Source organism: Streptomyces sp. S063, from assembly GCF_002832675.1.
Classification (GTDB): Bacteria; Actinomycetota; Actinomycetes; order Streptomycetales; family Streptomycetaceae; genus Streptomyces; species Streptomyces sindenensis.
Map to the genome: position 1 here is coordinate 3,532,204 of NZ_CP021707.1, position 17,504 is coordinate 3,549,707.

A 17,504-nucleotide genomic window follows, 5' to 3' on the forward strand; every position below is an offset into this window, starting at 1 on the left:
CGGAAGGATCACGGCATGCTGGGTTTCGTGCCTCCACTTCCTCAGCAGCCGGGACGGCCGCCGTCCTCCGGCCACATGATCGTCTGCGGTGACGACGCCCTGGCGCGCCGGCTCGCCGTGGAGCTGCGCTTCATCTACGGGGAACGGGTCACGCTGCTCCTGCCGCCGGGCCGGGACGCGAGCGGACCGCAGACCCCGATGACCCAACGGGGCCGGGCGGCCGCCCTGTTCGGCCGGATGTCGGCGGCGATGAACCGCGCGGGCAACGGCAGCGGCGACACCAACGCCGGGGTCGAGGCCGTCCGCATCATGGAGGCCCCCGAGCCCTCCGACGACGTCCTGGAGGAGGCGGGCATCGACCGGGCCGCCGCCCTCGCCCTCGTCTACGACGACGACGAGCGCAACATCCGCGCCGCCCTGACCGCCCGCCGCTTCAACCCCCGTCTGCGACTGGTGATCCGGCTCTACAACCGCAAGCTCGGCCAGCACCTGGAGGAGCTGCTCGACCAGGCGGCGGCCGTCGCCATGCCCGGGATCGACCCGGCGCTGCTGGACGCCTCCACCACCGTCCTGTCCGACGCCGACACCGCCGCCCCGGCCCTCGCCGCCACCGCCCTCACCGGCAGCAGCAAGGTCATCCAGGCCGAAGGGCTGCTCCTCCGTGCCGCCGAGCGCCCGCCACCCGGCCCCGGCGAGAGCGCCGACCCCGGCCTGTGCACCCTCGCCCTGCTCTCCTCCACCACCAACGACCCGGCGGGCGCCGAGGGTTCGGACAGCAGCGGCGACGAGGCCCCGCAGCTCCTGCCCGACGAACGCGCCGTCGCCGAGACGACCGGCCGGGGCACAGTGGTCCTCGAAGCGATCAGCCGGGCCGACCCGGACCGGCCGGCGACCCGCATGGGAGGCAGGGGCGCGCCGCTCTCGCAGGTCTTCTCCCGCAGGCTGCGCTGGTCGGCCCTCGGGATCGCGCTCGCGGCACTCGCCCTGGTGGCCGCCTCGCTCCTCACCACCCGGGACGGCCTGGTCCACTCCACCTATCTGACCCTGCTCGACCTGCTGGGCATGAACGACCCGTCGGAGGACGGCACGACCGCCCGGAAGATCATCCAGCTGCTCTCCGGCGTCGCCGGGCTGCTCCTGCTGCCGCTGCTGATCGCCGCCGTCCTCGAAGCGTTCGGCACCCTGCGCACCGCCTCCTCGCTGCGCCGCCCGCCCCGTGGCCTCTCGGGACACGTGGTGCTGCTGGGGCTCGGCAAGATCGGCACGCGCGTCCTCATGCGCCTGAGGGAACTCGACATCCCCGTGGTCGTCGTCGAGGAGGACCCCGAGGCGCGCGGCATCCCGCTGGCCCGCTCCCTGCACGTGCCGACCGTCATCGGCGACGTCACCCAGGAGGGCGTCCTCGAAGCGGCCAAGATCTATCGCGCCCGCGCCCTCCTCGCACTCACCAGCATCGACACGACGAACCTGGAAGCCACGCTGTACGCCCGCTCGGTGAAGCCGGACCTGAGGGTCGCGCTGCGGCTGTACGACGACGAGTTCGCGACCGCCGTCTACCGCACCCTGCGCACCGCGCACCCCCAGGCCCTGACCCGCTCGCGCTCGGTCTCCCATCTCGCCGCGCCGGCGTTCGCGGGCGCCATGATGGGCCGCCAGGTCCTCGGCGCGATCCCGGTCGAGCGCAAGGTGATGCTGTTCGCCGCCCTGGAGGTCGCGGGGCACCCGCAGTTGGAGGGCCGCACGGTCGAGCAGGCGTTCCGGGCGGGCGCCTGGCGGGTCCTGGCCATCGACGCCACCCCGCCCGGCGACCGCAACCCGGACCTCGCCGCCCCGCCCCCGTTCGACCCGGAGGGCGCCCCGCCCCCGCCGCCCTCCGGCCTGGTCTGGGACCTGCACCCCGGCTACGTCCTGCGCGCCCAGGACCGGGTGGTGATCGCCGCCACCCGCCGGGGCCTCGCGGAGCTGCTGCGCCGGCAGCGGTCGGCGGTGCCGGGGCGGTAAGCCGGTTCACGGGCAGGCGGATCGCGGGCGGGCGGTTTGCGCGGACGGGCGGCACAGCTCGGGCGGGCGGATCGCGCGGGCGGGCGGGCGGATCGCGCGGCGGGCTACCGGAACGCGCCCATCGCCTCCCGGACCTCGTCCAGCGTGGCCTCCGCCAGTGCGTTCGCCCGCTCGTTGCCCGTGCGGAGCACCGACCGTACGTACGTCAGGTCCTTCGCGTACTCCGCCCGCCGGGCCCGGAAGGGCGCCAGGTGGGTGTTGACCGCGTCGGTCACCGTCCGCTTCAGGGCGGCGGCTCCGCCGTCGCCGATCTCCGCCGCGACCTCGTGCGGGTCCCGGTCGAGGCAGAGGGCGGCCAGCAGGACCAGCGAGGAGACGTTGGGGCGGGCGTCGGGGTCGTACGTGATGTGCCGGTCGGTGTCCGTCGTCGCGCCCTTGATCAGACGGGCGGTCTCGTCGGCGGTGGCGGAGAGCGGGACGGAATTCGCCCGGCTCTTGCTCATCTTCGTACCGTCCGTGCCGAGCAGCAGGGGAGCGGCGGAGAGCAGGATGTCCGGTTCCGGGAAGACCTGGCCGTACCGCTCGTTGAAACGGCGGGCGATCGTCCGGGTGACTTCCAGGTGGGGCGCCTGGTCCCGGCCGACCGGAACCAGGTTTCCCTTGCAGGACAGGATGTCGGCGGCCTGGTGGACCGGGTAGGTGAGCATCAGCCCGCTGACCGTGGACTGCCGGGAGTGGGCGATCTCGTCCTTGACCGTGGGGTTCCGGTTCAGCTCCGCGACGGAGACCAGGCTGAGGAAGGGCAGCATGAGCTGGTTGAGCGCGGGGACGGCGCTGTGGCAGAAGACGGTGGACCGGGCGGGGTCGATGCCGAGGGCCAGGTAGTCCAGGAGCAGCCCGTCGGTGTACTCCCCCAGCCGCTCCGCGGTGTCCCGGTCGGTGATGACCTGGTAGTCGGGGATGAGGACGATGACGTCCACGCCGAGATCCTGGAGGCGGACCCGGTTGCGCAGGGAGCCGAAGTAATGGCCCAGGTGAAGGGAGCCGGTGGGGCGGTCCCCGGTGAGGACCCGGAAGCTTCCGGGGTCCCGGGCGATGCGGTGCTCCAGCTCGGCGGCACGGTTCTCGGGGCTGCGGGACTCGGCGGTGGTCGTGGTCGTGACCGTGGTCATGGTGGCTGTCTCTCCTCGCGTGAGTGCGGTGTGAGGGACGGCCCCGCCGGTGAGCGCCGCTGCGCTCCGTCTCCGTGTCCGCGCCGTACGAGGGCAGCAGAAAGGGCCGTCCATGTCGAACGGCCCTGGTTCCGTGCAGATGCTGTGGCCGCTCCTACGAGGAGCGCCACCAGCCGCGGCACGGGACGGAGGTCATGAGGGGAAGCATACCGACCCCCCGAGGAGGCCCTCGGGACGCCTGGAGGGCTTCGGGACGTCTGGGGGCCGCGGGCCCTACTTCGGGGCGTGCTCACCCACGTAGAAGAGGAGCCAGACGAACCCGGCGAAGAGGTGGGTCACGAAGACATAGACGAAGACGCGCAGGAACACTCCGCGCGCTTTCCACTCCTCGCCGTTGCTCTTCAGCTCGCCCACCGCTCCAGAGTACGCCCGCCCGGGAAGGCCGCCCGGCCGCGCGGAATAGGACGGGGAGGGGTCCCGTTGTAGGGTGTAGTTCAATGTTCAACTAAATTGTCAGGGCCTCCGGTCCCCGGTTCCCCGGATTCCAGGGCTCCCGGCCAGGTCTCAGGAAGGCGGACGCCATGCAGTTCGGGATCTTCACCGTCGGGGACGTCACGACCGACCCGACCACCGGCCGGACCCCCACCGAGAACGAGCGCATCAAGGCGACCCTGGCCATCGCGCAGAAGGCCGAGGAAGTCGGCCTGGACGTCTTCGCGACCGGCGAGCACCACAACCCGCCGTTCGTCCCGTCCTCCCCGACGACGACCCTCGGCTACATCGCCGCCCGCACCGAGAACCTGATCCTGTCCACGTCCACGACGCTGATCACCACCAACGACCCGGTGAAGATCGCTGAGGACTACGCCACCCTCCAGCACCTCGCGGACGGCCGCGTCGACCTGATGATGGGCCGGGGCAACACCGGGCCGGTCTACCCCTGGTTCGGCAAGGACATCCGCCAGGGCATCCCGATGGCCATCGAGAACTACGCCCTGCTGCACAAGCTGTGGCGCGAGGACGTCGTGGACTGGGAGGGCAAGTTCCGTACGCCGCTCCAGTCCTTCACCGCCACCCCGCGCCCGCTGGACGGCGTCCCGCCGTTCGTCTGGCACGGCTCCATCCGCTCCCCGGAGATCGCCGAGCAGGCCGCGTACTACGGCGACGGCTTCTTCCACAACAACATCTTCTGGCCCATGGAGCACACCAGGAAAATGGTGGACCTCTACCGGCGCCGCTACGCCCACTACGGGCACGGCACCGCCGAACAGGCCATCGTCGGGCTGGGCGGCCAGGTGTTCATGCGGAAGAACTCGCAGGACGCGGTACGGGAGTTCCGCCCGTACTTCGACAACGCGCCGGTCTACGGCCACGGCCCGTCCCTGGAGGACTTCACCCGCGAGACCCCGCTGACCGTGGGCTCCCCGCAGGAGGTCATCGAGCGGACGCTGACGTTCCGGGACGCGGTCGGCGACTACCAGCGCCAGCTGTTCCTGATGGACCACGCGGGGCTCCCCCTGAAGACGGTCCTGGAGCAGCTCGACATCCTCGGCGAGGAGGTCGTGCCCGTGCTGCGCAAGGAGTTCGCCAACCTGCGGCCGGCCGGCGTTCCGGAGTCCGCGCCCGTCCACCCCGCGGTGACCGCCGCCCGCAACGCCCGTACCGCCGACGCCCCTGAGCAGACGAAGGAGGCCTGACCTCGATGTTCGCCACCACACCGCTGCGCATCGTCGCCGTATCGGCCGGGCTGAGCCAGCCGTCCTCCACCCGGCTGCTGGCCGACCGGCTGGCCGCCGCCACCCGTGAGCGCCTCGCGGCGGAGCAGGACAGACACGTCGAGGTCCACGTCATCGAGCTGCGCGATCTCGCCGTGGACATCGCGAACCACCTGGTCAGCGGGTTCCCGTCGGCCGGGCTGCGCGAGGCGATCGACGCGGTGACGGAGGCCGACGGGCTGATCGCCGTGACGCCGGTCTTCACCGCCTCGTACAGCGGTCTGTTCAAGTCCTTCTTCGACCTGATCGACCACACCGCGCTGACCGGCAAGCCCGTCGTCATCGCCGCGACGGGCGGCACGGCCCGCCACTCACTGGTCCTGGAGCACGCCCTGCGCCCGCTCTTCGCCTATCTGCGGGCCGTCACCGTGCCCACCTCCGTCTACGCGGCCTCGGAGGACTGGGGTTCCTCGGGCGACGAGTACACCGAGGGCCTGCCCTCCCGGATCCGGCGCGCGGGCGGCGAGCTGGCCTCCGCGGTCCTGGGCCGTACGGTCTCCGGGGCCTCGCGGACCCCGGGCCCGGACGACGGGGAGGACGCGGTCGTCCCCTTCGAGCAGCAGCTCGCGGACCTGCGGCTGGACTGAGGCGGGACGCGGAGCGCGCAGCAGGGCGGGGCGGTCGGGGCGGATCACATCGACCCGCCCCGTTTGCCCTGCTTGATTACAGTGAGATCGGATGCTGTACCGAGCGCGACCGAGCTGGAGGCAGATATGGGCAGGATCGTTGTGGGCGTCGACGGCTCCGACTCCTCGATCAAGGCACTGCACTGGGCCGTACGCCAGGCCGAGCTGACCGGCGCGACGGTGGAGGCCGTGAACAGCTGGGAGTATCCCGCCACCAGCTGGGCGTCGATGATGCCGGGCATGCCGGAGGACTTCGACCCGCAGGCCGTGGCCACCGTCTCCCTCAACGAGGCGCTGGAGGAGGCCCTCGGCGCCGCGGGAGCCGCCGCGGTCAGCAAGGTCGTGGTCATCGGCAACCCGGCCCAGGCCCTGCTGGACCGTGCCCAGGGCGCCGAGCTGCTCGTCGTGGGAGCCCGCGGCCACACCGGTTTCAAGGCCACCCTGCTCGGCTCGGTCAGCCTCCACGTCACCCAGCACGCGCCGTGCCCGGTGACGGTGGTCCGCGACTGACGGAGGAGGGGGACGCCTGACGGAGGGGCCGGGCGGCTGACGGAGGAGTGGGCCGGCTGGCGGAGGAGTCGGGCGGTCCGCTCCGCGAAGAAACAAGGGGCCGTTGTCAGTGGGGGCTCCTATCGTGTGGTCATGACCCCTGCTCTCTTCGGGCGCGACCACCCCGCAGGCGTCCTCCGCTCGGAGATCGCCCGGGCCACGGACAGCCACGGCGGTCTCGTGCTGGTCACCGGCGAGGCGGGGATCGGCAAGAGCACCCTCGTCACGGACGCCGCACACGAGGCGCGGCGGCGCGGGGCGCTGGTGGTCGGGGGTTCCTGCTGGGACTCGGACAACACCCCGGGGTACTGGCCCTGGGTCCAGATCCTGCGCGGCCTGCGCCGCTCGGCCACGGCGGCGGAATGGGCGGCGGCCCAGGAGGCGTCGGACGGCCGGCTCGCCGTGCTCCTCGGCGACCCGGCCGGGGTCGCCACAGGTGGCGCTCACGGGGGCGAGCCCGGCGCGGAAGCCGGTGCGGTCGGTGTTCACGGCGGCGGGCCCAGGGCGGACGGGGGGCCGGGCGAGGGCTCGCCCAACCGGGGCACGTCGGAGGCCCCACCGGAGGGCCCGTCGGAGGGCGCCGAGGCCTTCGGGCTCTTCGACGCGGTGACCACGGCCCTCGTCGCGGTCTCCCAGAGCCGGCCGCTGGTGGTCGTCCTCGACGATCTGCACAGCTCCGACCCGGCCTCCCTGCGGCTGCTCGAATTCGCCGCCCAGCACGCCTGGTTCGAGCGGCTGCTGCTCATCGGCACCTATCGGGACGTCGAGGTGGAGGCCCCGGGGCATCCACTCCAGCAGCTGATCCTGCCGCTGGTCTCACGCGCCGCCGCGACCCTCACCCTGACCGGCCTCGGCCGGGACGAGGTGGGCGCGCTGATGACGGTGACGACGGGCCGCGAGCCCGCGCCGCGGCTGGTCGACGAGGTCCATCGGCGTACCGGCGGCAACCCCTTCTTCGTCGAGCAGACCGCCCGCCTCTGGCACAGCGGAGCCCCGGTCTCCACCATTCCGCCCGGTGTGCGGGAAGCGGTCCGGCAGCGGCTCGCCCTGCTGCCCGAGCCGGTCGTCTCGCTGCTGACCAGCGCCGCTCTGCTCGGCCGGGAGTTCCGCCGGCAGGTGCTGGCCGTCGTGCACGGCGCGCCGGTCCCCCTCGTGGACCGGCTGCTGGAGTCGGCCGTGGTCGCCCGGGTCGTCACTCCCCGCCCGTCCGGCCGGTACGCCTTCGCCCACGACCTCCTGCGCGAGACGCTGTACGCCTCGCTGGACGACGCCGAGGCCCGCGAACGCCATGCCTCGGCCGTACGCGCCCTGGACGCGCACGGCGGCCTCGCCGACGCGGTGCCACCCGGCGCCCTGGCCCGGCACGCCCATCTCGCCGGCGACGCGCTGGAGCGCGACCGCCGGATCGACCTGCTGCTGGCGGCCGCCCGGGACGCCTCGGGGCGCCTGGCCGACGAGGAGGCCACCGAACACTACCGGCGCGCCCTCGCGGTGGCCTGCGGCGAGGACCCCGACCTCCGGCGGGCCACGCTGATCGGTCTCGACCTCGCCGGACAGCTCCGGCACGCAGGGCAGGCCGCCGAGGCGCAGCGCCTGCTGGACGGGGCGGTCGCCCGGGCCCGGGAGCTGGACGACCCGGAGCTGCTGGGCCGGGTCGCGGTCACCCTTCACGGCGACGGGTTCCTGGGCAACCCCGGCGTGTCCACGAAGGGCCTGCTCGCCGAGGCGCACCGCAGGATCACCGGCAAGGAGGGCCAGGAGAGCCTCTCCGACGACCGGCTCGCCCAGGAGCTGGCCATCCACTTCATGGCACTGGCCCGGAGCGGCTCGGACGACGAGGCGCTCGCCTTCTCGCTCTGGGCACGCCACGACTCCGTGTGGGGACTCGGTTCGGCGGTGGAGCGGCTCGGGCTGACCGACGAGATGACCGTCGTCGGCCGGCGCTCAGGGCACCAGGACATGGAGCTGCACGCGGCGTCCATGCGCTGGGTGGCGCTGCTGGAGCTGGGCGACCCGGCCTTCCTCGACCAGTTCCGTACGTTCGTCCGGCTCGCGGAGGTGACCGCGCTGCCCCGGTTCGCCCTGGGGGTCGCCGTCGACAGCAGCCTGATCGCTTCCCTGCAAGGCCGGTTCGCCGAGGCGGCCACCGCGCTGGAGGACGACTCGCTCGACCCGAAGAACAACGACCACGCGGCCTTCCGATTCATGGGGCACCACCTGCGCTGGGCGATGCACCTGCTCCGGGGCCACTTCGCCGAGGCCGAGGAGGTCCTCGCCGAGCTTCCGGCCTCCGGGTATCCCTTTCCCGCGCTGCTGGAGGCGGTCACCGCGGTGGAGCAGGGCGACGCCACGCCCGCGCTGCGCCTGATCGCCGAGCACGCGGAACGCCCCGCCCCCTACCCCCGGACGTTCATGCCGCTCTGGCTCAGGCTGCTGGCCCAGGCGGCGGCGGTGACGGGCGACCGGCGTCTGATCGCCCGCGCGGAGGACGAGCTGACCCCGTACACGGGCCAGTGGGTCGTCTCGCTGTACGGGTGTGACATCGGCGGCCCCGTCGACCTCTGGCTCGGGATGCTCGCCGCCGCACGCGACGACCAGGACGCGGCTGTCGCGGCGCTCACCGAGGCCGCCGCCTCCTCGGACCGCCTCGGCGCCCGCCCCTGGGCCCTACGCGCCCGGCTCTGCCTGGCCCGTTCCCTGCTCGCCCGCTCCGGTGCGGGTGGTGCCGGAGTGGGCGGTGCCGACGTGACCCGGGCTCAGGGCTTCGGCGCGGACGACGTCGGGCAGGCGCGTCGGCTGCTCGGTGAAGTGGCCCGGGAGGCCGGCGAGTTGTCCCTGGACCACGTGCAGGCCGAGGCCGCCTCCCTCCGTACGGCCCCACCCATGGCGGCCTCCGGGACCACGGCCGCCGCCACTGCCGTCCTTGCGCCGACCGCCGCGGCTGCCGATGCCTCCGCAGCCACTTCCGTCTCACGGACCTCGACGCCGGGGCCGGGGCCCGGTCCGGGGCCGGGATCGAACGCGAACCCTGCGTCGAGCCGGAGCGCCGCCGGGGCAGGCCGCGGGGAGGCCTCCGCCTCGGCCGGGCCGTCCGCCGAGTTCCGGCGGAACGGGCCGGTGTGGCAGCTTCGGTGGGACGGGGTGACGGTGCACGTCCCGGACGCCAAGGGCCTGCGGGACCTGCACAGCCTGCTGGGGCTGCCCGGCGCCGACGTCCCGGCCGTCCGGCTCCTCGCCCCCGAGGGCGGGGACCTCGTCGTCGCGGCCGGACAGCTCGGCGGCGATCCGGTGCTCGACGAGGAGGCCAAGCGCCGCTACAAGGAACACCTGGACCGGCTGGACGCCGAGATAGACCGAGCGGCCGCCCGGGACGACACCCAGCAGGTGGAGAAGTACGACCGGGAGCGGCAGGCCCTCCTGGACGAACTGCGCACCGCGGCCGGGCTCGGCGGCCGGACCCGTCGGCTGGGCGACCAGACCGAGCGGGCCCGCAAGACAGTCACCGCCCGGATCCGTGACACCCTGCGCAAGCTGGAGAACCTGCACCCCGCGCTGGCCGCCCACCTCAAGGCCTCCGTGACGACCGGGACCACCTGCGCCTACCGCCCCGAGCACGCCCCCGACTGGCGCCTCTGACCCACGGGGCCGACGCCCTGGCCCACGGGGCCGGCACCGCTATTCCTCGACGACCACGTCGGCCACGGCACACGCCACGTTGTCGGGGGCGCCCGCCTCGCGGGCCAGGCCGACCAACCGGCGTACCGCCTCCTCCGGGTCGTCCGCCGCGAGCCGGTTCAGCGGCATGCCGATCCTGCGCAGCCACGCCACGAGCCGGGCCCCCTCCACCTGCGCCGGGTCGTAGTACCGGTAGCCGTTCACCGGGTCGACCAGCGCGGGCCGGAGCAGACCCAGTTCGTCGTAGCGCCGGAGCGCCTTGGCGGAGAGCCGGGACAACCGGGCGAACTCCCCGATCGTCACCAGCTCCCCGCCGGCGGCGCCCGTCGCACGGCCTTCGCGTTCCACCCCGTGCCTCCTCGTACCGGGCGCCTTCCGCCCGGCCCCACCGATGCTGGGCCTTCCCCCGCGGGGAAGGTCAAGGACGCCGGAGCGAACCCTGCCGGAGCCCGGTCACTTGCGGTTGTACAGCCGCATCGTCACCACGCCGAAGACCACCAAGAGCACCCCGGCCCACCCCAGCGACCAGGCGATGTCGGCGGCCGGCCAGTTGCCCGCCATCAGCTCACGCACCGCCGTGGCGAGGTGGGTGACCGGGCTGTTGTTCACGAAGGCCTGGAGCCAGCCCGGCATCGTCCTGGGGTCGACGAAGACGTTGCTGAGGAAGGTCAGCGGGAAGATCACCATCATGCTGACGCCCATCACCGACTTCTCGGAGCGCAGCAGCAGCCCGAACATGGTCCAGATCCAGGAGAACGCGAAGGAGAACACGATCAGCAGGGCGACACCCGCCAGCACGCCGAGCACCCCGCCCTCGGGACGGAACCCGATGAGCATGCCGATGGAGAGCATGACCGCCGACGCCAGCAGATAGCGCAGGACGTCGCCGAGCAGATAGCCGACCATCGGGGCGGGGCGCCAGATCGGCAGCGTACGGAACCGGTCGAAGACGCCCTTGGCGATGTCCGTGTTCACCGCGACACCCGTGTACATCGTGATCATCACGACGCTCATCACCATGATGCCGGGCAGCAGGAACTGGATGTACTCCTCCGTGGAGCCGGCCAGCGCCCCTCCGAAGAGGTACGTGTACATCAGGACCAGCATGATCGGGAAAGCCGTCACATCGAAGAGCTGATCCGGCACATGCTTGATCTTCAGCATGGCGCGCCAGCCGAACGCCAGCGATGCCGACAGGGCGCTGGGCCTCGGCGGGCGGTCCTGGCCCACCAGGAGCGCCGAGAGGCGTTCCTGGTCGGGCGCGGCGAGCGCGACGTCCTCGATATCCGTCTTGGCGGTCGCGGTGCTCATGCCGCCACTCCCTTCTTGTCCGTGAGTGCGAGGAAGACCTCGTCGAGGCTGGGCTGTCCCAGCGAGAAGTTGTCGACCGTGATGCCGCACCGGGCCAACTCGGCCAAGGCGCGCCCGGCGTGCTCCGCAGCGCCCTGCTCGGTGCTCTGCCCGTCGACCCGGGCGGTCAGCGCCACCGGGTCCGCGTCCAGCTGGACCTCCGCGTTCAGCGCGATCGCCAGCACCTTCTGCGCCTCGGCCCGCTGATCGGCGTCCCGCAGCCGCAGATGGACGGTGCCGGCGCCGACGGAGGCCTTGAGCTCGCCCTTGGTGCCCTCGGCGATGACCTTGCCCTGGTCGATCACCGCGATCCGGGAGGCCAACTGGTCGGCTTCGTCCAGATACTGCGTGGTCAGCAGGACCGTGGTGCCGTGGGCGACGACCGCCCGCACGATGTCCCACACCTGGTTGCGGCTGCGGGGGTCGAGTCCGGTGGTCGGCTCGTCCAGGAACAGCAGGTCCGGGGTGTTCAGGATGGACGCGGCGATGTCGATGCGCCGCCGCATGCCTCCCGAGTAGTTCTTCACCTGCTTGCCCGCCGCCTCGCTCAGCCCGAACCCGTCGAGCAGCTGTTCCGCCCGGTTCCGGGCGGAACGCTTGGAGTGGCCCAGCAGCCGGGCGAGCAGGATGAGGTTCTCCGTGCCGGTCAGGTCCTCGTCCACCGAGGCGTACTGGCCGGTCAGGCTGATCCGGCCGCGGACCGCGTCGGCGTCCTTCACGACGTCCTTGCCGAAGACCCGGGCCGAGCCGCCGTCGGGGCGCAGCAGCGTCGCGAGCATACGCACGGCGGTGGTCTTGCCGGCCCCGTTGGGTCCGAGGACGCCGTAGACGGTGCCCTTGGGGACCGCGAGGTCGATGCCGTCCACCGCGCGGTTGTCGCCGAAGACCTTCACCAGCCCCGTGGTCTCGATGGCCAGTTCAGTACTCATGATCCATTCCTTGGTGGTCGTCGGTGGAAGTCTGTGATCCGCGTCCGAGATCCGCGTCCTGACGCGTGCTGCTCCTGCTCCGGCTCCGGCTCCGGCTGCTCGTGAAACGTCATCGTTCAGGAGACGCAGCCGCTCATGAGACATAGGGGCGGACGGCGCGCGCCTCGCGCAGGGCCCAGCCCCACCAGCCGAGCTGGTCGAGCATGAGACCCACGGACCGGTCCCGCCCGGTGTCGCCGGGGTGCTCCTCCAGCGGCTGCTGGAGGACGTCGAGCGCGACCCCGTTCCGCAGGGTCACCGTGTGCAGCTCGGTGAAGACCGAGCGGAGCTGCTCCACGGCGTACAGCCCGGCGGAACCGTGACCGTAGCTCACGAAGGCGACCGGTTTGGTCTGCCACTCGTCGTAGGCGAAGTCGATGGCCTGCTTCAGGGAGGCGGGGAACGAGCGGTTGTACTCCGGGGTGACCACGACGAAGGCCTCGGCCCTGGCGATCTCCTCGGTGAACGCCGTCATCTGGTCGGTCGCCCGCCCCGGGTAGTGCACGGGGAAGTCGAAATCGGCGAGGTCGAGCACGGCGAGATCCAGCTCGCTCCGGTGCTGGGCCCGCTCCATGAACCAGCGGCCGACCGCATCGCCGATGCGGCCCTCGCGGGTACTGCCGATGATCACCGCTACCCGCAGCGGAGCGCTGTCCGTCGCCATCGCTCGTTCCTCCTCCCGGTCCGGCCGAGCCGTTCCGCTCCCTCACCTCATGGGCGCCAGACGCGGAGGCGCGGCCGCCAGATTCAATCTGGCGGCCGCGCACACGGTCGGAGAGCCCGTACACCCGACGGGCCTCAGGTCTCCCGCGAGTAGAGGTAGTAGTACGACACGACGAGGACGCCCGCCCCGACGGCCAGCCCCAGGCCGGTCGACCGCAGCACGCTGGTATCGGTGAGGCTCACCAGGAAGCCGATCGCACACGCGGTCAACGCACCGTACGCGGCGGCCCGCAGCTCGCGCGGCAGAGAGCGCTGGATCCGGCCCAGCGCGAAGCAGAGGGCCGCCAGTGCGACCCCGGAGACGAGACCGAGCAGAACCTGCCCGCCGGTGCTGGGACCGCCGTCGCGGCGGATGAACGCCGCGTAGAACCCGTAGATCACGCCGAGCACCAGAGGCAGTGCCCAGGCGAGGGGGGTGTGGTGACGGGGCCGCGCGTGGGCGCGGGCCCCCCTTCGGCCGGGCATGGCTGCGTGTGTGGCCATCGCGGACAGCTCCTTCCGTCGCCCCCGTCGCACGCCCCCGTTCCTCCAGAGCACACCCACCCGCGCCACCCGGCAACTCGAATGGCGTACCGTCCGGAGCGGCCCGGCCCCGGACGGGATTGTCTGGAAACGTGCGGACCTCTCCCCCGGCCACATCCCCGCCCCCCTCCCCCGGCCTCGGCGTTCTCGGCGACCTCGGCGGCTCTCTCGGCGGTTCTGCTTGTCCTGCTCACCGTCCTCGTGCCGCTGAGCGCGCTCTCCGCCTGGGTCGACCTGGAGATCGACGACACCGACCGGTACGTCGCCGCCGTGTCGCCGCTCTCCTCCGACCCGGCGGTCCAGGCCACCGTCGCGGACCTGGTCACCGAGGAGGCGATGCGGCAGATCGATCTCGGTCCGCTCCAGGACACGGTCCAGGAGTTCCTGCACGAGACCGTGCGGTCGTTCACCACCACCGAGGCCTACCGCAACGCCTGGGACAGCGCGAACCGCGCCGCCCACCGAGCGGTGAAGGCCGCCCTGGACGGCGACAGCGGACAGGCCGTCACGATCGATCTGGCCCCGGTGATCGACCAGGTCAAACAGGACCTGGTGCGCGACGGAGTGCCGTTCGCGGACCAGATCCCCGTCGAGCGTACGGAGATCACCCTGCTCGGCCCCGGTCAGGCCGACGAACTCCGGGACTCCTTCCGGTGGCTCCGCTACTGCAGCATCTGGCCGGCCGTCGCCACGCTGGTGCTCCTCGTCCTGGTCGTGGGCATCGCGAGCGTGCGGGGCGGGCTACGGGCCGGGCTGCGGGCCACTGCGGTCGTGGGTGCGGGGTTCGTGCTCGGAGCGGTCGTGCTCCGGGTACTGATTGCGATCGGCCGCAGCCGGGTGCTGGACGAAGTGCCGGGCAGCGACCGGGACGCGGCCGCCGCGGTGGTCGACGCCCTGACCTCCTCGCTGCGGACCACGGTGTGGTGGGTGCTGGCGGTCGGTGCGGCCCTGCTGGTTGGGGCGGTGCTGGCCCGGGTGCTCCTGGGGCGCGGGAAGGCCCCGGCCGACGTGCGATGAGGCGGTGGCCGGGTGAGAGTGGGATCCGCGGCCGCCACCGAGCGACGACCGCCCCCGAACGAACCCGAAAGAGGCGTCATGGCCGACAGCGACATCTTCGCGCACATCGACGAACTGGTCTCCGAGGAGCGCGTTCTGCGCGACCGCTCCGTGGCGAAGATGGGCCTGTCGACGGACGAGAAGGCCCGACTGCGCGCGGTGGAGGTCCAGCTCGACCAGTGCTGGGACCTGCTGCGTCGGCGGCGGGCGCTCAGCGAGTACGGCGAGGATCCCTCGACGGCGAAAGTCCGCCCTGCGAACGAAGTGGAGGGGTACCAGAGCTGACCCGGCGTTTCACGTGAAACACCGGGTCGGGTGAACCACCGGGTCCGTGAACCACCGAACACGAGAGACACCGAGCCCGGAGTCCGCCGTGGCCTCCGTTCTCGCCGCGGCCTCAGCTCTCCGGCGAACGGCCCTGAAGACGTTCCATCTCCCGGCGGTCGCGCTTGGTCGGGCGGCCCGCGCCCCGGTCCCGTACGGGCACCTGGATCGCGATCTCACGGGGCGGCGGGGGCGGGCTGTGGTCGACGAAGCACTCCACGGCCACCGGCGGGCCGACCCGCTTCTTCACGATCTTCGAGACGACCACCACCCGGTCCCGCCCCGCGTGCCGGAGCCGCACCTCGTCGCCGACGCGTAGGGCCTGTGCCGGCTTGGCCCGATCCCCGCCGACCTTCACATGTCCCGCCCGGCAGGCGGCGGCGGCCTGGGCACGGGTCTTCGTCAGCCGGACCGACCAGATCCACACGTCGACCCGGACGCTTCCCTCCGCCTGTGGCGCGTCACCGGAAACCATGACTTCGACTCTAATGCGGACCGGGCGGCGGGCGAGAGGCAATAAGCCCCCGCCCGCCGCCCGGCCCCCTGATTCCTGCCGGGCCTCACGTGATTCCTGCCGGGCCTCACGCGTACTCCCGGCCGGGCCTACACGCCGATGTCGCGCCCGTCCTTGCGCCAGACGGCGACGACCGAGGGGCGGACGATCCTGCCCGGTCCGTCGGGCCAGACGCTCGCCGGCTTCTCCACGGAGGCGCCGTCGATCTCGCCCGGGTGCTGGACCGCCACCAGGACCCGGCGGTCCTGGATGACCGGACCGCAGGTCTCGGCCCCGGTCGGGACGGTGAGGAACTGCTTCAGCTCGCCGCGCCGGTCACCGTGGGTCGCCACGCCGAACAGCCCGTCGTGCGAGCCGAGCTTGTTGCCGTCCGTGGAGATCCACAGGTTGCCGTGGGCGTCGAACGCCACGTTGTCCGGGCAGGAGATGGGGCTGACGCTCTCCTTGGGGAAGCCGGCGAAGTACGTCGCAGGGTCGTCCGGGTCGCCCGCCACGAGGAACAACCGCCAGGCGAAGCCGTCGCTCGTCGGGTCGTCCCAGTTCTCCGCGAGCTCCAGGATCTGACCGTGCTTGTTGGCGTTGCGCGGGTTCGCCTCGTCCGCGCCGGGCTTGCCCTCCTTGCCACGGTCCGAGTTGTTGGTGAGCGCCACGTAGACCCGGCCGGTGCGCGGCGAGGGCTCGACGTCCTCGGGGCGGTCCATCTTGGTCGCGCCGACCTTGTCACCGGCGAGCCGCGTGTAGACGTACACCTCTTCGGCGGTCATGCCCGGGACGTGCGAGGTGGTGCCGGTGGCCAGCGGGATCCAGACCCCGCTGCCGTCGAACTCCCCGTCGTTGGGAAGCTTTCCGGTGCCGTCGATCTCGTTGACCGGCGAGTCCCCGGTCAACTTGGCGACGTACAGCGTGCCCTCGTCGAGCAGCGTCAGGTTGTGCTCGCGGGCGGCACGCGAGTTCCCCTTCTTCATCCGCTTGCTGGAGACGAACTTGTACAGGTAGTCGAACTTCTCGTCGTCGCCCATGTAGACGACCGGGCGGCCGTCGGAGGTGAGCCGGGGCTCCGCCGCCTCGTGCTTGAACCGGCCCAGCGCGGTCCGCTTGCGCGGGGTGGAGTCCGGGTCGTACGGATCGAGTTCGACGACCCAGCCGAAGCGGTTGGCCTCGTTGGGCTCCTTCGCCAGGTCGAACCGCCGGTCGAACCGCTCCCACTTGCGCTCGGAGGCGCCCGTGCCGATCCCGTACCGCTTGTGCATGGCGGTGGTGCCGTTGGCGAAGTACTGGTTGAAGTTCTCCTCGCCGTGCAGCGTGGTGCCCCACGGAGTGGTGCCGCCCGCACAGTTGTTGAGGGTCCCGAGCACCTTGCGGCCGGTGCGGTCGGCCGACGTGCGCAGCAGGGCGCTCCCCGCTGCCGGACCCGTCATGCGGAACTCACTGGTCGCGGTCAGCCGGCGGTTCAGCGGGTGCCGGTTGACCGGGCCCAGCTTGCCGGTGCGGTGCTCCTCCTGGACGACGACCACGGAGAGTCCGTGTGCCGCCCAGGCGATCTCCACCTGCTCTCGGGTCGGGTTGGCCGGATCGTAGCCGCGGAACATGAGGATCTCGTCCGTGTACTCATGGTTCGCGACCATCACCTGCCGGCCGCGCTCGCCGCGCAGCGGGAGCAGGGAGAGGAAGTCGTTGTTGTAACCGAACTGGCCCGCCTGCGCCTTCGCCGTCTGCTTGTCCGGGTCGAAGGCGGGCGCGCCGCGCAGGATCGGCTCGCCCCAGCGGATCACCACGTTCTGGGCGTACCCGTCGGGGACCGTGACCTTGTCGTCCTTGTTGGGTGCGACCGGCGAGAACCGCAGGCCACGCGCGCCGGACGCCCCCGGTTGGTGGGGGCGGCCCGGTTTGTTGCCGTGTCCGGCGAGCGCGGCGGCCTCGGCCTGCGGGGCGCTCGGGCCGGCCAGCGCGGCGGTTCCGGCAGCGGTGGCGACGGTGACCACGGCGGCGGCGCGCATCATCGAACGGCGCGACACGGCACCGGCGATGATGTCGCCGGCGTACTCGTTGTCACTGTTGTTGGGCGTCTCCTTGAAGCAGGCGTCCCCACAGCGGAAACGGCAGGTCAGGGCGGAACGCCCACCGGGATGCGGGCTGATGAACGGCAGCAGATGACGCACGTGGATTCCCTCCGTCTGGTGTCGTGCGTGACGGTAGGTGTGCCTCCACCCGGTCCGAGGGACTCCCGGTGAACGGCGGGTGAAGTCCGG

The 17,504-nt window shown here is 72.2% G+C and carries 15 protein-coding genes and 1 pseudogene; 7 read left to right on the forward strand and 9 right to left on the reverse strand.

The window, feature by feature from the left end:
- Positions 1-15: 15 nt before the first annotated feature.
- On the forward strand, positions 16-2,001 hold the full coding sequence (locus CCZ36_RS16085; RefSeq protein ID WP_069735787.1) for an NAD-binding protein: 1,986 nt from the start codon (positions 16-18) through the stop codon (positions 1,999-2,001).
- Positions 2,002-2,105: 104 nt separating this feature from the next.
- On the opposite strand, the gene trpS is transcribed toward CCZ36_RS16085, so the two are convergent.
- Both trpS and CCZ36_RS34775 read right to left on the reverse strand, forming a co-directional pair.
- A complete protein-coding gene (gene trpS / locus CCZ36_RS16090; protein ID WP_128817928.1) occupies positions 2,106-3,173 on the reverse strand; it encodes a tryptophan--tRNA ligase in 1,068 nt (355 codons plus the stop codon).
- A gap of 273 nt (positions 3,174-3,446) precedes the next feature.
- Positions 3,447-3,587, reverse strand: a complete 141-nt coding sequence (locus CCZ36_RS34775) for a DUF6126 family protein (protein ID WP_164873509.1) — start codon at positions 3,585-3,587, stop codon at positions 3,447-3,449.
- Between the two features lie 167 nt (positions 3,588-3,754).
- Between CCZ36_RS34775 and CCZ36_RS16095 the strand changes: the two genes are divergently transcribed.
- The 4 genes from CCZ36_RS16095 to CCZ36_RS16110 all read left to right on the forward strand — a co-directional run bounded on the left by CCZ36_RS16095 (position 3,755) and on the right by CCZ36_RS16110 (position 9,759).
- Complete coding sequence (locus CCZ36_RS16095) at positions 3,755-4,870, forward strand: LLM class flavin-dependent oxidoreductase (RefSeq protein WP_069743655.1); 1,116 nt, start codon at positions 3,755-3,757, stop codon at positions 4,868-4,870.
- Between the two features lie 5 nt (positions 4,871-4,875).
- Entirely contained in the window at positions 4,876-5,535 is a 660-nt protein-coding gene (locus CCZ36_RS16100; protein WP_128817929.1) for an FMN reductase, read from the forward strand.
- Positions 5,536-5,661: 126 nt separating this feature from the next.
- The gene (locus tag CCZ36_RS16105; protein ID WP_069743653.1) at positions 5,662-6,084 is read left to right on the forward strand and encodes a universal stress protein; all 423 of its coding nucleotides are present in this window, start codon (positions 5,662-5,664) and stop codon (positions 6,082-6,084) included.
- 132 nt (positions 6,085-6,216) lie between these two features.
- Positions 6,217-9,759 carry an ATP-binding protein gene (locus tag CCZ36_RS16110; protein ID WP_128817930.1) on the forward strand — a complete coding sequence of 1,181 codons (3,543 nt, stop codon included), beginning with the start codon at positions 6,217-6,219 and terminating at the stop codon, positions 9,757-9,759.
- Positions 9,760-9,909: 150 nt separating this feature from the next.
- Here CCZ36_RS16110 and CCZ36_RS16115 read toward each other — a convergent pair.
- The 5 genes and pseudogenes from CCZ36_RS16115 to CCZ36_RS16135 all read right to left on the reverse strand — a co-directional run.
- Positions 9,910-10,146: pseudogene (locus CCZ36_RS16115) on the reverse strand (MerR family DNA-binding transcriptional regulator); the annotation flags it as partial.
- Between the two features lie 105 nt (positions 10,147-10,251).
- Entirely contained in the window at positions 10,252-11,109 is an 858-nt protein-coding gene (locus CCZ36_RS16120) for an ABC transporter permease (RefSeq protein ID WP_069735782.1), read from the reverse strand.
- The gene (locus CCZ36_RS16125; protein ID WP_069735781.1) at positions 11,106-12,077 is read right to left on the reverse strand and encodes an ATP-binding cassette domain-containing protein; all 972 of its coding nucleotides are present in this window, start codon (positions 12,075-12,077) and stop codon (positions 11,106-11,108) included. The genes CCZ36_RS16120 and CCZ36_RS16125 overlap by 4 nt, the downstream gene beginning before the upstream one ends.
- A gap of 133 nt (positions 12,078-12,210) precedes the next feature.
- Positions 12,211-12,780 carry an NADPH-dependent FMN reductase gene (locus CCZ36_RS16130; RefSeq protein WP_128817931.1) on the reverse strand — a complete coding sequence of 190 codons (570 nt, stop codon included), beginning with the start codon at positions 12,778-12,780 and terminating at the stop codon, positions 12,211-12,213.
- A 134-nt stretch (positions 12,781-12,914) separates the two neighbouring features.
- Positions 12,915-13,322: a hypothetical protein gene (locus CCZ36_RS16135; protein ID WP_069735779.1), complete on the reverse strand. Its 408-nt coding sequence runs from the start codon at positions 13,320-13,322 to the stop codon at positions 12,915-12,917.
- A gap of 216 nt (positions 13,323-13,538) precedes the next feature.
- Here CCZ36_RS16135 and CCZ36_RS16140 point away from each other — a divergent pair, with 216 nt between their 5' ends.
- Together CCZ36_RS16140 and CCZ36_RS16145 are read left to right on the forward strand one after the other, a co-directional pair.
- On the forward strand, positions 13,539-14,378 hold the full coding sequence (locus CCZ36_RS16140) for a hypothetical protein (RefSeq protein WP_128819535.1): 840 nt from the start codon (positions 13,539-13,541) through the stop codon (positions 14,376-14,378).
- Positions 14,379-14,456: 78 nt separating this feature from the next.
- The gene (locus CCZ36_RS16145) at positions 14,457-14,702 is read left to right on the forward strand and encodes a DUF2630 family protein (protein WP_069735778.1); all 246 of its coding nucleotides are present in this window, start codon (positions 14,457-14,459) and stop codon (positions 14,700-14,702) included.
- Between the two features lie 112 nt (positions 14,703-14,814).
- Here CCZ36_RS16145 and CCZ36_RS16150 read toward each other — a convergent pair whose 3' ends face one another.
- Together CCZ36_RS16150 and CCZ36_RS16155 are read right to left on the reverse strand one after the other, a co-directional pair.
- Positions 14,815-15,216, reverse strand: coding sequence for an RNA-binding S4 domain-containing protein (locus CCZ36_RS16150; RefSeq protein ID WP_069743649.1), 402 nt, complete (start codon positions 15,214-15,216; stop codon positions 14,815-14,817).
- A 128-nt stretch (positions 15,217-15,344) separates the two neighbouring features.
- Positions 15,345-17,414 (reverse strand): PhoX family protein, encoded by a 2,070-nt coding sequence (locus tag CCZ36_RS16155; RefSeq protein WP_128817932.1) that lies wholly within the window; start codon positions 17,412-17,414, stop codon positions 15,345-15,347.
- Positions 17,415-17,504: the final 90 nt, after the last annotated feature.

Bases quoted from the DNA above. Each gene is read 5' to 3' on its own strand.
- CCZ36_RS16130 (WP_128817931.1), bottom strand. From the start codon at position 12,780: ATGGCGACGGACAGCGCTCCGCTGCGGGTAGCGGTGATCATCGGCAGT.
- CCZ36_RS16135 (WP_069735779.1), bottom strand. From the start codon at position 13,322: ATGGCCACACACGCAGCCATGCCCGGCCGAAGGGGGGCCCGCGCCCAC.
- CCZ36_RS16150 (WP_069743649.1), bottom strand. From the start codon at position 15,216: ATGGTTTCCGGTGACGCGCCACAGGCGGAGGGAAGCGTCCGGGTCGAC.
- CCZ36_RS16145 (WP_069735778.1), top strand. From the start codon at position 14,457: ATGGCCGACAGCGACATCTTCGCGCACATCGACGAACTGGTCTCCGAG.
- CCZ36_RS16095 (WP_069743655.1), top strand. From the start codon at position 3,755: ATGCAGTTCGGGATCTTCACCGTCGGGGACGTCACGACCGACCCGACC.
- CCZ36_RS16105 (WP_069743653.1), top strand. From the start codon at position 5,662: ATGGGCAGGATCGTTGTGGGCGTCGACGGCTCCGACTCCTCGATCAAG.
- CCZ36_RS16100 (WP_128817929.1), top strand. From the start codon at position 4,876: ATGTTCGCCACCACACCGCTGCGCATCGTCGCCGTATCGGCCGGGCTG.
- trpS (WP_128817928.1), bottom strand. From the start codon at position 3,173: ATGACCACGGTCACGACCACGACCACCGCCGAGTCCCGCAGCCCCGAG.
- CCZ36_RS16110 (WP_128817930.1), top strand. From the start codon at position 6,217: ATGACCCCTGCTCTCTTCGGGCGCGACCACCCCGCAGGCGTCCTCCGC.
- CCZ36_RS16125 (WP_069735781.1), bottom strand. From the start codon at position 12,077: ATGAGTACTGAACTGGCCATCGAGACCACGGGGCTGGTGAAGGTCTTC.
- CCZ36_RS16120 (WP_069735782.1), bottom strand. From the start codon at position 11,109: ATGAGCACCGCGACCGCCAAGACGGATATCGAGGACGTCGCGCTCGCC.
- CCZ36_RS16085 (WP_069735787.1), top strand. From the start codon at position 16: ATGCTGGGTTTCGTGCCTCCACTTCCTCAGCAGCCGGGACGGCCGCCG.